Source organism: Paracoccus shandongensis (genome assembly GCF_017315735.1).
In the GTDB taxonomy this organism is placed as follows: Bacteria; Pseudomonadota; Alphaproteobacteria; order Rhodobacterales; family Rhodobacteraceae; genus Paracoccus; species Paracoccus shandongensis.
Map to the genome: position 1 here is coordinate 48629 of NZ_JAFLRK010000003.1, position 13140 is coordinate 61768.

Here is a 13140-nt window from a genome sequence, read left to right on the forward strand (position 1 = left end):
AGCGAACCGCATTGACGGATGGTGATACGTATTCCAATATGATGATATATTTGTGTCGTTGCAAGCATGGCGGAACGGGACGCCCCGATCCGCCGGGACTTGCCGGAAGGTAGCCGATGCCCGAAATCACGTTTGGCGGGGCCGCCCTCGCGGGAATACTGTCGTTCCTCTCGCCCTGCATCCTGCCGATGGTGCCGTTCTACCTGTGCTATCTGGCCGGCGTCTCGATCGCCCAGATCAAGGGGCCCGGGGGGATGGACCCCCGCGCGCAGCGTCGGCTGGTGGTGGGGGCGGTCGCGTTTTCGCTGGGCGTCACGACGATCTTCGTGTTGCTGGGCCTTGGGGCGACGGCTGCGGGATCGGCCTTTTCGCGCTGGCGGACGGAACTGTCCTGGGCGGCGGCGGCGATCCTGGCGGTCTTTGGCCTGCATTTCCTGGGCATCATCCGCATCCCGTTCCTTTACCGGCAGGCGCGGATCGAATCCCCGGGCGATCCGGCGACGCTGGCGGGCGCCTATGCGATGGGGCTGGCCTTCGGGTTCGGCTGGACGCCCTGCGCGGGCCCGGCGCTTGCGGCGATCCTGTTCGTCGCCTCGGCGCAGGACAGCCTGTGGCAGGGGGCGGCGCTGCTGCTGGTCTATGGCCTGGCGATGACCTTCCCCTTTATCCTGCTGGCGTTCTTCGCCCGACCCTTCATGGACTGGGTCGCGCGCCACCAACGAGCCCTGGGGCTGGTCGAGCGGGCCATGGGCGTCATGCTGATCCTGTTCGCGGTCCTTATCGCCACGGACGGGGTGAACCGGATCGCCGCCGTCATGGTGGACAACATGGATTGGAGTGCAACAACGCGATGACACGACCTTCCCTTGCAGCGGCCCTTGCCATCGGCCTTGTGCTGCCGCTTCTGACCGTTCCGGCGCTTGCGGGCCAGGTGCCGCTGGGCGACGACGGGCTGCACAAGCCCGACTGGCTGAAGAACAGCTTCAAGGTTCTGGCCGAGGACAGCCTTGAGGCCGCCGATGCGGGCCGCCACCTGCTGCTGATCGTCGAACAGCGGGGCTGCATCTATTGCGCCCGCCTGCACAACGAGGTTCTGACGGATCCGGGCATCGACCGCCTGATCCGCGACGCCTTCGACGTGGTGCAGGTCGATCTGTTCGGCGGGACCGACCTGACCGACATGGATGGCGAGGTTCTGACCGAAAAGCGCGCCGCCGCGAAATGGGGCGTGACCGTGACGCCGACGCTGATCTTCCTGCCCTCCGCCCCGCCGCCCGACAAGGACGCCGCCCGCGCCGCCATGGCGGTGATCCCGGGCGTGCTGGAGGCCGATGATCTGCTGGCGGTCCTGGAATGGGCGGCGGCGGACGGGCCCCGCACGGGGCGCGACATCCGGGACGTGCTGTCCCGCTGATCCGCCCTAACCCCAACGATGCCTGACAGGAAGGAACCGCCATGCAGATCGCCCGCCGCCTTTTTCTGACCCGCACCGCCGCGCTGATCTCGGCCGCGGCGCTGCCGCTTGCGCCCCTGCGGGGTTGGGCCGTCACGACAATGACGGCGGGCGGCCTGCGCATCGACAGCGTGTCGGACGGGCATATCGAGTTTCCGCCCGATTTCGCCTTTGCCATGATCCCTAAGGGCGAGCGGGCCGACCTGCTGCGCGGGCTGGACATCGACCCGGCGGCGGTGGTGCGCAGCCCGCTGAACATCACGCTGCTGCGCCAGGGCGACCGGGTGGTGCTGTTCGACGCGGGCTCGGGCCCCGACTTCGTTCCCACCGCCGGCACCCTGGTCGAGGGGCTGTCGGCCATCGGCGTGGCCCCCGGGGACGTGACGGACGTGATCTTCACCCATGGCCATCCAGACCACCTCTGGGGCGTGCTGGACGACTTCGACGAGCCGCTGTTTCCCTCTGCCGCCCACCGGATGGGACAGGTCGAGTTCGACTATTGGACCGACCCCGCCACCATCGACGCCATCGGCGCGGAACGCCAGTCCTTCGCCGCCGGGGCGATGCGCCGCCTGACGGCGCTTGGCCAGCGGATGGACCGCTTCGGCGACGGGGACGAGATCCTGCCCGGCATCCGCGCGGTGATGACGCCCGGCCACACGCCCGGCCACATGTCCTTCCAGATCGGCACCCCCGCCGAGGGCCTGTTCGTGACCGGGGATGTTGTCACCATGCTTGCGGGCTTTGCCCGGCCGGACCTGGGCGCCGCCACCGACCACGACCCGGCGCTGGCGGCGCAGACGCGCGCGGCCCTGCTGGCGCGGCTGGCCGACGAGGGGTGGAGGATGCTCGGCTATCACCTGCCCGACGGCGGCATCGGCAGGGTCCGGCGCGACGGCGGGGCCTTTTCCTTTGACAGCGAGGCATGACGATGCGGTTTGACGCAAGAACGGTTGCGGCCGCCATGGTGCTGGCGGCGGGGGCGTCCCTGGCCCGGGCCGACGACACGCCGGACAAATATCCCAGCTCGGTCCTTTATGACGCGCCGGTCAAGGTGGCCGATGGCGTCTACAGCGCGATCGGCGCGACGCAGCCGCCCACCTATGAAAACGCGGGCCACAACAACAACCTGTCCTTCATCGTGACCACCGACGGGGTGGCCGTGGTCAACGGCGGCGCGTCCTGGAAGCTGGCCGAGGCCCTGCACGCCGAGATCCGCAAGATCACCGACCAGCCGGTCAGGCTGGTCATCAACGAAAACGGCCAGGGCCATTCGATGCTGGGCAACAGCTACTGGGCCGCGCAGGGCGTTCCCATCCTGGCGCATGAGGAGGCTGCGGCGGACTTCATCGACAGCGAAGGCCCGCGCGGGCTTGAGGCGCTGAAGGCCTATGCACGGGAAAACGCCGAAGGCACGCGGATCGTGCCGCCGACGGAAACCTTCACCGACCGCAAGGACATCCGGATGGGCGGCACAAGCATCGAGGTGCTGCATCTGGGCCCCGCCCATTCGCCCGGCGACACGCAGGTCTGGCTGCCGGGCAGCAAGGTTCTGATCGCGGGCGACATCGCCTTTTCCGAACGGATGCCGCCGATCTTCGAAGGCACCTGCACCCCGTGCTGGATCGAAACCTTTGAAACGGGGCTGGAACCGATGGGGGCGGAAATCATCGTCCCCGGCCACGGGGCGCCCACCGATCTGGCCACGGTCCGGCACGCGACCGTCGATTACCTCAGGGATCTGCGCGCCAGGATCGCCGAGCATCTGGAAAACGGGGGCGACCTGTCGCAGGCCTATTACGTGGATCAGTCGCAATGGGCCTGGATGGACACCTTCGAGGAACTGGCCACCAAGAACGCCGGCGTGGTCTTTTCCGAGATGGAGTTCGAATGACCGCGCGCGCCCCGGGCGGGGTCACGCCCCCGCCTCGCGCCGCTGATCGACCAGGCGGTCGGTGGCCACGCCGCCGACCCACATCGAGAACAGCGCGACCCAGGCCGTCAGCGCCATGACCGAGGCGCCCGACACGCCGTTCCCGATCGAACAGCCGCCCGCCAGCATTCCCCCGAACCCCATCATCACGGCGCCCCCCATGGCCCGGCGCGTCTGCCCGGCGCTTTCAAAGCTCTGGAACCGCAGGACGCCGCCGGTCCATGCCGCCAGAAAGGATCCGACAAAGACGCCCGGCACCAAGCCCAAATCGAAGCTCCAGCCCTCGAACGGCACCAGCATGGCCATCAGCGTGTTGGCGGACGGGCCGGTGAAGGTGATGGATGTCACTGAGAGGGGGTCAAAGGCGATCTGTAACAGGCTGTAGGTCAGGAAATAGCCGATCGCCACGGTGACGCCCACGCCCGCGCCGAAGATCAGGATGGCGGGCGTGATCCGGTTCCGCCAGGCCAGGAACAGCGCCAGCCCCGCGCAGGCCAGGCCAAGGACAAGCGGGCTCCAGCCGGGCAGGCCCAGGGCCGCGGACAGGTCGATGTTGCGCCCGTCCGGCGTGATCCAGATCTGCGCCAGCCGCGTGCGCGCGCCGGCAAGCCAGCCGTGCAGCGTCATTTGCGCGGTCACGGCAAACAGCAGCCCGCTCAGGATCGACCGGAGGTTGCCGGTCGCCGCCAGCACCAGAAGGCGGCCCGGACATCCCCGCGCCAGCACCATGCCCGCCCCAAAGATCAGCCCGCCGATGATCGCCCCGCTGATGCTGCCGGTGACGGCCATCATCCGCACGGCCCCGGTATCCACCCACCCCAGCAGCCGCGCCGCCTGAACCCAGATCACGGCCGAGGAGAAGGTCAGCAGCCACACCGCCATGCGCGGCCCCAGCCTGCCACGGGCGAATTCAACGGTGGCCGCGCGCAGGCAGAAGGCGGACCGCTGCGCCGCGACGCCGAAGAAGATCCCCACGACCAGCCCCATCAGGGCCGCCGTGGGCAAGTCTCCGAGGCTGTCCGTGATGGCAGAAAGGGTCATGATCCGGATTTTTCAGCGAACGTGGCAGGGGCCGCAAGGGTGCGGGTTCTGGATTGACGCCTTCATGGTATTCTGTGCAGCAATTGTTTTTCATGCAAATATTCAAATATTTGGGCAAAATACCATCGAACTCAGAACGGCTCTCCACGGCTTCCGTCAAGGAAGCTGGCCCCTCGCCGGTATCAGGGAAGGCTGCGATGCGCTGCTGCCAGCCGGTGATCTCGATTCCTTGCCCTGCCAGTCATCATTGAAGCAGGTGCTGCCGTGGGGGTCGCCGCTGTCGCAGACAAGGGCCGCCAGGGCACCGGTTTCCCGATGCTGATGAAGTCACCCCCTGCAAGGCCGCAGGCCTGCCGCCGCCGATGGCGGAAGCCTGGATGCCTGCGGGCGGCGCCTAGTGGCTGGTGCTGATCCGGTGGCCGGGCTTGCAGGCGATGCGGACGGTGGTGATCGGGTGATCCTCGTTCCAGGTGGTCCGGTGCAGGATCAGCAGCGCCTGGCCCGGATGCGTTTGCAGCATCCGGGCGTCGCGCGCATCGGCATTGGCCGCCGAAAAGGTGAAGTCGGCGCGGGAATAGGGGGCGTTGCGCACCAGCCATTCGTTCGCGTTGACATGGCGGAAATCCACGCCGCCCATGCCGCCGACCGCCCCGGGGTTGATCCAGCGGTCCTCGTACTGGAACGGGGCCTGATTGCCGTAATGGACGGCGCGCAGGTGGATCATGGGCGCGCCGGGCGCGATGCCAAGCCTGAGGGCGATGGCCTCGGGCGCGGGGGCGCGGCGATGCGCGACGATGCGGTGGCCATAGGCCATGCCCGCGCTTTCGATCTGTTCGCGGACGATGGGGATCGTCAGCACCGCCTTGCGCACCGGGTCCACCGCGACCCGCGTGCCCGCGCGGCGGCGGCGGTCCAGCAGGCCTTCGTCGGCCAGCATCTGCAGGGCCTTGTTCACCGTCGCCCGCGCAGCGCCGAATTCGACGGCCAGGTCGGCCTCGTCCGGGATGCGGTCGCCTTGCCGCCATTCGCGGTCGATGATCCGGCGGCGCACCTCGTGGGCGATGGCCTGCGCCTTGGGCAGGGTCGGGGCGGGGCTTCTGGCGGTCACATCCGCTCCTGCAGGCTGGCGATGCAGGCCAGATAGGCGGCGGTGATCCGGTCGCGGTCGCGGTGCCTGCCGTCCCGGACGACATGGCGCCCGGCGGCCCAGACATCGCGCACCAGCCCGTCGCCGCCCGCGAAGACCAGGCTGTCCAGCATCCGGTCGCCCGTGCGCCCCGCCATGACCGGCGTGTCCAGGGCCACCGCGCAAAGGTCGGCCCACAGCCCTTCGCGGATCGCGCCGGTGTCGCGGCCCGCCGCCGTGGCGCCGCCGTCAAGCCCGGCGTCATACAGCACCCGGCCCGTGGACCGTTCCGGTTCGGCCAGGATGGCGCGGGCGGTGTCGCGCAGGCGCTGGCTGTATTCCAGGCCGCGCAACTCCTCGGCCAGGGAGATGCGGATGTTGCTGTCGGAGCCGAAGCCGAAACGCCCGCCCGCGTCGCGCCAGATCGTGCCGTTGAAGATGCCGTCGCCAAGGCTGGCCTCGGTGACGGGGCACAGGCCCGCGACGGCCCCGGTCGCGGCAAGGCGGCGGGTCTCATCCGGGGTCATGTGGGTCAGGTGGATCAGTGTCCAGTTGCGGTCGGGCGCGCAGTGGTCCAGCACCCATTCGACCGGGCGCAGGCCCCGGGCGGCCCGGACCTCCTCGATCTCGGGGATCTGTTCGGCCAGGTGCATGTGCAGCGGGCGTCCGGGGCGCAGGGTCGCGCAGAGGCGCAGCGCATCCGGGCTGACCGCGCGCAGCGAATGGGGCGCGACGCCGATGCCCGCGTCGGGGGGCAGGTGGCCAAGGGCGGCTTCGGCGGCATCCAGCAGGCGGATGAACAGGGCGGGATCGGTGCCGAAGCGCGCCTGCCCCGGCCCCAGCGGACGGCCGTCGCAGCCGCCGAACTGGTAATGCACCGGCAGCAGCGTCAGCCCGATCCCCGTGCGGGCGGCGGCAGAGGCGATGCGTTCCGACATCTCGGCCAGGTTGGCATAGGGCGTGCCGCCCGGCTGGTGGTGCAGGTAATGGAATTCGACATTGGTGGCGTAACCGGCCTCCAGCATCTCCATCTGCACAAGGGCGGCGATGGCTTCCACATCGTCGGGCGTCAGATGGTCCAGGAAGCGGTACATGATCTGCCGCCAGGTCCAGAAGGTGTCGCGCGGGTGGGGGCCGCGCGCCTCGGACAGGCCCGCCATGGCCCGCTGGAAGGCGTGCGAATGCAGGTTCGCCATGGCGGGCAGCAGCAGCCCGATCCGCTGGCCCTCGGGGTTTGCGCCCGCGCGGACCTGGCCGATGCGACCGTCCGGCGCGATCGTGACCCGGACGTTTTCCGCCCATCCTTCGGGCAGCAAAGCCCGTTCCGCCCACAGCACCGTCATCGCGATCCCCGCCTTGCCGATTTCATTTGACGTCAAATACGTTTAGACATAGTCATGATATATGTTTAAACATAGAAACGGCAAGCGGAAACGAGGGGCGGCGATCCGATGCAGATTCTTGGCAACGTCAGGATAGCGGGCTTTGCGGAAGGCTCGGGCCAGGCCACCTTGTCCGATCCGTCGGCGATCGTGATCGACGGCGCGCGGATCGCCTGGGTCGGGGACGCGGCCGACCTGCCCGGCGAATACGAACAGGCCCCCCGCCGCGACCTTGGCGGGCGGGTCGTCACGCCCGGCCTGATCGACTGCCACACCCATGTCGTTTTTGGCGGCGACCGCGCCCGCGAATTCGAGATGCGGCTGGAAGGCGCCAGCTATGAAGACATCGCCCGCGCGGGCGGCGGGATCCTGTCCAGCGTGCGCGACACCCGCGCGGCAAGCCCGGATCAGCTTCTGGAAACCGCCCTGCCCCGCGTCGATGCCCTGCTGGCCGAAGGCGTGACCACGCTGGAAATCAAGTCCGGCTATGGGCTGGAGATCGAATCGGAACTGAAGATGCTGCGCGTCGCGCGCCGCATCGGCGAAGTCCGCCCCGTATCGGTGCGCACGACCTGGCTTGCGGCCCATGCGCTGCCGCCCGAATACAGGGACGACCGCGCGGCCTATCTGCGCGATGTCGTGATGGCCGGGATGGACCGCGCCCATGCCGAAGGGCTGATCGACGCGGTGGACGGGTTCTGCGAAGGCATCGCCTTTTCCCCCGATGAAATGGCGCAGGTCTTCGACCATGCCGCCTCCCTTGGCCTGCCGGTCAAGCTGCACGCGGAACAGCTGTCCGACCTGGGCGGCGCGGTCATGGCGGCCCGTCATGGCGCGCTGTCGGCAGACCACCTGGAATATCTGGGCGATGACGGGGTGGCGGCGATGGCGCGGGCCGGAACCGTGGCCGTGCTGCTGCCCGGCGCCTTCTACCTGCTGCGCGAAACGCAGCTTCCCCCCGTCGCGTCCCTGCGCAAGGCGGGCGTGCCCATGGCGCTTGCCACCGACTGCAATCCCGGCACATCGCCCCTGACCTCGCTGCTGCTGACCATGAACATGGGGGCCACGCTGTTCCGCATGACGCCGTCGGAATGCCTGGCGGGCGTCACCGTGAACGCCGCGCGGGCGCTTGGCCTGCCTGACCGGGGCGCGATTGCACCCGGCCTGCGCGCCGACCTGGCGGTCTGGGACATCGCCCATCTGGCCGAACTGTCCTATCGCATCGGCTTCAATCCCCTTCATGCCCGCATCGTCGGAGGCGAATTTGTCTGAACTGATCCTTACCCCTGGTGAAACCATGCTGGCGCAACTGGAACAGGTCTGGCGGCAGGGTCTGGCCGTGCGGCTGGCGGACAGCGCGCGCGACGGCATCGCCGCATCCGCCGCCCGCATCGCCCGGGCGGCGGGCGGCGAGGAACCCGTCTATGGCGTCAACACCGGCTTCGGCAAGCTCGCGTCCATCAAGATCGCGCCCGCCGATACCGCGACTCTGCAAAGGAACCTGATCCTGTCCCATTGCTGCGGCGTGGGCGAGGCCGTCGAGCCGGAAACGGTGCGCCTGATCCTGGTGCTGAAGCTTCTGTCCCTGGGACGCGGCGCATCCGGCGTCCGGCCCGAGGTGATCGCGCTGATCGAGGAGATGCTGGCGCGGAACGTGCTGCCGGTGATCCCGGCGCAGGGGTCGGTCGGGGCTTCGGGCGATCTGGCGCCGCTTGCCCACATGGCCGCCGTCATGCTGGGCGAAGGCCGCGCCGTCTGGCAGGGGCAAGAGATGCCGGGGGCCGAGGCGCTGCGGGCGGCGGGGCTGGAACCCGTGGTGCTGGCCGCCAAGGAGGGGCTGGCCCTGATCAACGGCACCCAGGTGTCCACCGCCTTCGCGCTGGCCGGGCTGTTCGAGGCCTTTGCCTCGGCCCGCGCGGCGCTTGTGACCTCGGCGCTGTCCACCGACGCCATCATGGGATCGACCGCCCCCTTCCTGGACGAGATCCACACCCTGCGCGGCCATCGCGGCCAGATCACCGCCGCCCGCGCCATCCGCGCGCTGATGGAGGGCAGCGAGATCCGCGAAAGCCACCGGACGGGCGACACCCGCGTGCAGGATCCCTATTGCATCCGCTGCCAGCCGCAGGTCACCGGCGCCTGCATCGACCTGCTGTGGCAGACCGCCCGCACGCTGGAGATTGAATCGAACGCCGCCACCGACAACCCGCTGGTGCTGGTGGGGGCGGACCGGATCGTGTCGGGCGGGAACTTCCACGCCGAACCCGTGGCCTTCGCCGCCGACCAGATCGCCCTGGCGATTGCCGAAATGGGCGCCATCGCCCAGCGGCGCATCGCGCTGATGGTGGACCCGGCGCTGTCCCATGACCTGCCGCCCTTCCTGACCCCCGATCCCGGCCTGAACAGCGGGTTGATGATCGCCGAAGTCACCAGCGCCGCCCTGATGAGCGAGAACAAGCACCTGGCGACCCCCTGCAGCACGGATTCGACGCCCACAAGCGCCAACCAGGAAGACCATGTCAGCATGGCCGCCCATGGCGCCCGCCGTCTGCGCCGGATGAACGCCAACCTGTCGCAGATCCTGGGGATCGAGGCGATCTGCGCCGCAGCCGGGGTCGAGTTCCGCGCGCCGCTGGCGACATCCGCCCCCTTGCAGGCGGTGATCGCCACCCTGCGCGACACCGTCCCGCCGCTGGCGCAGGACCGCTACCTCGCCCCCGATCTGGTCGAGGCCGCGCGCCTGGTGCGCGAAGGCGTCCTGACCGCCGCCGTGCCCGCCGCCCTGCTGGCCGAGGTGCAGCCGTGACCGCCGGTCCGAACCCGGTCCTGGTTGTCGAGGGCGACAGCCCCGTCATCCTGGGCCTGCCGCATACGGGAACCTATCTGCCGGACGAGATCCATGCCCGCCTGAACGCGCGCGGGCAGGAACTGGCCGACACCGACTGGCATATCCATCGTCTGTATGACGGCTTGCTGCTCGGTGCGACGACCGTGCGGGCGACCTTCCACCGCTATGTGATCGACGCCAACCGCGGCCCGGACAACGAAAGCCTTTATCCCGGCCAGAACACCACCGGGCTGGTGCCGCTGACCGATTTCGACGGCCAGCCGATCTGGACCCGGGAACCGACGGCGGAGGACGTGGCCCAACGCACCGCGCGGTTCCATGCGCCCTATCATGCGGCGCTGTCCGCCCAGATCGAGCGGGTCCGCGCCCGGCACGGGGTGGCGATCCTTTACGACTGCCATTCGATCCGGTCGCATATCCCTTTCCTGTTCGACGGCACCCTGCCCGATTTCAACATCGGCACCGCAGGCGGCACCACCTGCGACCCGCGGATCCAGGATGCCGTGGCGCGGATCGTCAGGGACAGCGGGCGGACCTGGGTTCTGAATGGCCGCTTCAAGGGCGGCTGGACGACGCGCCATTACGGGCGTCCCGGCGACGGGGTCCACGCCATCCAGATGGAACTGGCGCAATCCACCCATCTTGCGGCCGAGGCCGCGCCCTTCGCCTTTGACGCCGAAAAGGCCGCGCCCCTGCGCGGCACGCTGACACATATCCTTGCCACGCTTGCGGATCTGGCCGCCGAACTGAAGGACTGACCCATGAACAACCCGCGCCACAACACCCGCGACATCTTCCCCGCCACCGGCACCGAACTGACCGCGAAAAGCTGGCTGACCGAGGCGCCCTTGCGGATGCTGATGAACAACCTGCATCCCGACGTGGCGGAAAACCCGCATGAACTGGTGGTCTATGGCGGCATCGGCCGCGCCGCCCGCACCTGGGAGGATTTCGACCGCATCGTCGAATCCCTCCGCGCGCTGGAGGAAGACCAGACCCTGCTGGTCCAGTCGGGCAAGCCGGTGGGCGTCTTCCGCACCCACAAGGACGCGCCGCGCGTACTGATCGCCAATTCCAACCTGGTGCCGCATTGGGCCACCTGGGACCATTTCAACGAATTGGACAAGAAAGGCCTGGCCATGTACGGCCAGATGACCGCCGGATCCTGGATCTATATCGGCACGCAGGGCATCGTTCAGGGCACCTATGAAACCTTTGCCGAGGCCGGGCGCCAGCATTACGGCGGCAGCCTCAAGGGCAAGTGGATCCTGACCGCCGGCCTGGGCGGCATGGGCGGCGCGCAGCCGCTGGCCGCCGTGATGGCCGGGGCCTGCTGCCTGGCCGTGGAATGCGACGAGACGCGCGCCGATTTCCGCATCCGCACCCGCTATTGCGATGAAAAGGCCCATACGCTGGACGAGGCGCTGGCGATGATCGACCGCTGGACCCGCGCGGGCGAGGCGAAATCCGTGGCCCTGATCGGCAACGCGGCCGAGGTGTTCCCCGAACTCGTCCGCCGCATGAAGGCGGGCGGCCCGCGCCCCGACATCGTCACCGACCAGACCAGCGCGCATGACCCGATCCACGGATACCTGCCGCTGGGCTGGTCCGTGGCCGAATGGCGCGCCAAACAGGAAACCGATCCCAAGGCCGTGGAACAGGCCGCGCGCGCCAGCATGAAGGCCCATGTCGCCGCCATGGTCGATTTCTGGAACGCGGGCGTGCCGACGCTGGATTACGGCAACAACATCCGCCAGGTCGCGCTGGAGGAAGGGTTGGAAAACGCCTTCGCCTTCCCCGGCTTCGTGCCCGCCTATATCCGCCCGCTGTTCTGCCGGGGCGTCGGCCCCTTCCGCTGGGCCGCGCTGTCGGGCGACCCCGAGGACATCTACAAGACCGACCAGCGCATGAAGGAACTGTTCCCCGACAACGCCCATCTGCACAACTGGCTGGACATGGCCCGCGACCGCATCGCCTTCCAGGGCCTGCCCGCCCGGATCATGTGGATCGGCCTGGGCGACCGCCATCGCGCCGGTCTGGCCATCAACGAGATGGTGCGCAACGGCGAGCTGAAGGCGCCCGTGGTGATCGGACGCGACCACCTGGACAGCGGGTCCGTCGCCAGCCCCAACCGCGAGACCGAGGCGATGAAGGACGGGTCCGACGCCGTGTCCGACTGGCCGCTGCTGAACGCGCTGCTGAACACCGCATCCGGCGCAACCTGGGTGTCGCTGCACCACGGCGGCGGCGTCGGCATGGGCTTCAGCCAGCATTCCGGCATGGTGATCTGCTGCGACGGGTCCGCCGACGCCGACCGCCGGATCGAGCGCGTGCTGTGGAACGACCCGGCCACGGGCGTGATGCGTCACGCCGACGCAGGCTATGACATCGCGCTGGATTGCGCCCGCGAACATGGCTTGAACCTGCCCGCGATCCTGTAACAAAGAGGGCGCCGCGGGATCGGACCGCGGCGCCCTTCAAGAAAAGACCCAACCAACACGGAGTGACACCATGACCATCCAGACAACCCTTCGTGCCGCGCTTCTGGGCCTGGCGGCCCTGGGCTTCGGCACCATCGCCGCCGCCGACCAGCTGGCCGACATCAAGGCGGCGGGCAAGATCGTCACCGCGACCGACATGCATTACGCGCCCTTCGACATGCTGAACAACGGCACCTACGAAGGCATCACCAAGGATCTGTTCGACGAGGTCGCCAAGGAACTGGGCGTCGAGCCGGTCTATCAGGACATCCCCTGGACGGCCGAGCTTCCGGGCCTGGAAGTCGGCAAGTTCGACATCGTGATCGCCCCCGTCACCATCACCCCCGAACGGCTGGAACGCTACACCTTCACCCTGCCCATCGCCGACGCCACCGTGTCGCTGGTCAAGGCGGCGGGCAATGACGAACTGACAAAGCCCGAGGACATCAAGGGCAAGACCGTTGGCGTCCAGCAGGGCACCGCGCAGTTCAAGCAGCTGGAAGCCTTCGGCCAGACCCTGGGCGGCGTCACCATCAAGGAATACGGCACCACCGACGAGGCCTATGCGGATCTCGCGACCGGGCGCCTGGACGCCGTGGCGGGATCGCTGCCCAACCTGACCTATCTGGTCAAGTCGCGCCCCGAAAGCTTTGCCCTGTTCGAGCCCGCGCAGTTCGGCGAACCGAAATACTTCGCCTGGGTGCTGCGCAAGGACGAGAACAGCGCGTCCCTGGCGCAGGCGATCAACGACGCCATGCTGAAGATGACCGATGACGGCCGCATCAAGGCGATCCATGAAAAGTGGCTGGGCACCTATTCGGACCTGCCGCGCGAAGTGCCGACGAACTGATCTTCGCCGCGCGGGCGGGACCATCCC

General features: G+C 68.6%; 13 protein-coding genes. 10 read left to right on the plus strand and 3 right to left on the minus strand.

Annotated features, from left to right (window positions below):
• The first annotated feature begins 116 nt into the window (after positions 1 to 116).
• From JX613_RS03885 to JX613_RS03900, 4 genes are read left to right on the plus strand one after another with little or no spacing between them, the layout of a single operon-like run.
• Positions 117 to 854, plus strand: coding sequence for a cytochrome c biogenesis CcdA family protein (locus tag JX613_RS03885; protein ID WP_207100156.1), 738 nt, complete (start codon positions 117 to 119; stop codon positions 852 to 854).
• A complete protein-coding gene (locus tag JX613_RS03890) occupies positions 851 to 1414 on the plus strand; it encodes a thioredoxin family protein (protein WP_207100157.1) in 564 nt (187 codons plus the stop codon). Before JX613_RS03885 ends, JX613_RS03890 begins: the two co-directional genes overlap by 4 nt.
• Before the next feature lie 41 nt (positions 1415 to 1455).
• Complete coding sequence (locus JX613_RS03895; protein ID WP_207100158.1) at positions 1456 to 2382, plus strand: MBL fold metallo-hydrolase; 927 nt, start codon at positions 1456 to 1458, stop codon at positions 2380 to 2382.
• Positions 2383 to 2384: 2 nt separating this feature from the next.
• Positions 2385 to 3347, plus strand: coding sequence for an MBL fold metallo-hydrolase (locus JX613_RS03900; RefSeq protein WP_207100297.1), 963 nt, complete (start codon positions 2385 to 2387; stop codon positions 3345 to 3347).
• Between the two features lie 21 nt (positions 3348 to 3368).
• Here JX613_RS03900 and JX613_RS03905 read toward each other — a convergent pair whose 3' ends face one another.
• Positions 3369 to 4427: a YeeE/YedE family protein gene (locus JX613_RS03905; RefSeq protein WP_207100159.1), complete on the minus strand. Its 1059-nt coding sequence runs from the start codon at positions 4425 to 4427 to the stop codon at positions 3369 to 3371.
• Here JX613_RS03905 and JX613_RS03910 point away from each other — a divergent pair.
• Positions 4426 to 4749, plus strand: coding sequence for a hypothetical protein (locus JX613_RS03910; protein WP_207100160.1), 324 nt, complete (start codon positions 4426 to 4428; stop codon positions 4747 to 4749). The genes JX613_RS03905 and JX613_RS03910 overlap by 2 nt on opposite strands.
• A gap of 72 nt (positions 4750 to 4821) precedes the next feature.
• Here the strand turns inward: JX613_RS03910 and JX613_RS03915 are convergent, their stop codons facing one another.
• Both JX613_RS03915 and JX613_RS03920 read right to left on the minus strand, forming a co-directional pair.
• The gene (locus JX613_RS03915) at positions 4822 to 5535 is read right to left on the minus strand and encodes a GntR family transcriptional regulator (protein WP_336512263.1); all 714 of its coding nucleotides are present in this window, start codon (positions 5533 to 5535) and stop codon (positions 4822 to 4824) included.
• Positions 5532 to 6896 carry a formimidoylglutamate deiminase gene (locus tag JX613_RS03920; protein ID WP_207100161.1) on the minus strand — a complete coding sequence of 455 codons (1365 nt, stop codon included), beginning with the start codon at positions 6894 to 6896 and terminating at the stop codon, positions 5532 to 5534. Before JX613_RS03920 ends, JX613_RS03915 begins: the two co-directional genes overlap by 4 nt.
• A 108-nt stretch (positions 6897 to 7004) precedes the next feature.
• Here JX613_RS03920 and hutI point away from each other — a divergent pair, with 108 nt between their 5' ends.
• From hutI to JX613_RS03945, 5 genes are all read left to right on the plus strand, one after another.
• On the plus strand, positions 7005 to 8207 hold the full coding sequence (hutI, locus tag JX613_RS03925) for an imidazolonepropionase (RefSeq protein ID WP_207100162.1): 1203 nt from the start codon (positions 7005 to 7007) through the stop codon (positions 8205 to 8207).
• Positions 8176 to 9741 (plus strand): histidine ammonia-lyase, encoded by a 1566-nt coding sequence (hutH, locus tag JX613_RS03930; protein ID WP_207100163.1) that lies wholly within the window; start codon positions 8176 to 8178, stop codon positions 9739 to 9741. Before hutI ends, hutH begins: the two co-directional genes overlap by 32 nt.
• Complete coding sequence (hutG, locus tag JX613_RS03935; protein ID WP_207100164.1) at positions 9738 to 10541, plus strand: N-formylglutamate deformylase; 804 nt, start codon at positions 9738 to 9740, stop codon at positions 10539 to 10541. Before hutH ends, hutG begins: the two co-directional genes overlap by 4 nt.
• Before the next feature lie 3 nt (positions 10542 to 10544).
• Positions 10545 to 12224 carry a urocanate hydratase gene (hutU, locus tag JX613_RS03940; RefSeq protein ID WP_207100165.1) on the plus strand — a complete coding sequence of 560 codons (1680 nt, stop codon included), beginning with the start codon at positions 10545 to 10547 and terminating at the stop codon, positions 12222 to 12224.
• A gap of 70 nt (positions 12225 to 12294) precedes the next feature.
• Positions 12295 to 13113: a transporter substrate-binding domain-containing protein gene (locus tag JX613_RS03945; protein WP_207100166.1), complete on the plus strand. Its 819-nt coding sequence runs from the start codon at positions 12295 to 12297 to the stop codon at positions 13111 to 13113.
• The last annotated feature ends 27 nt before the right edge of the window (positions 13114 to 13140 follow it).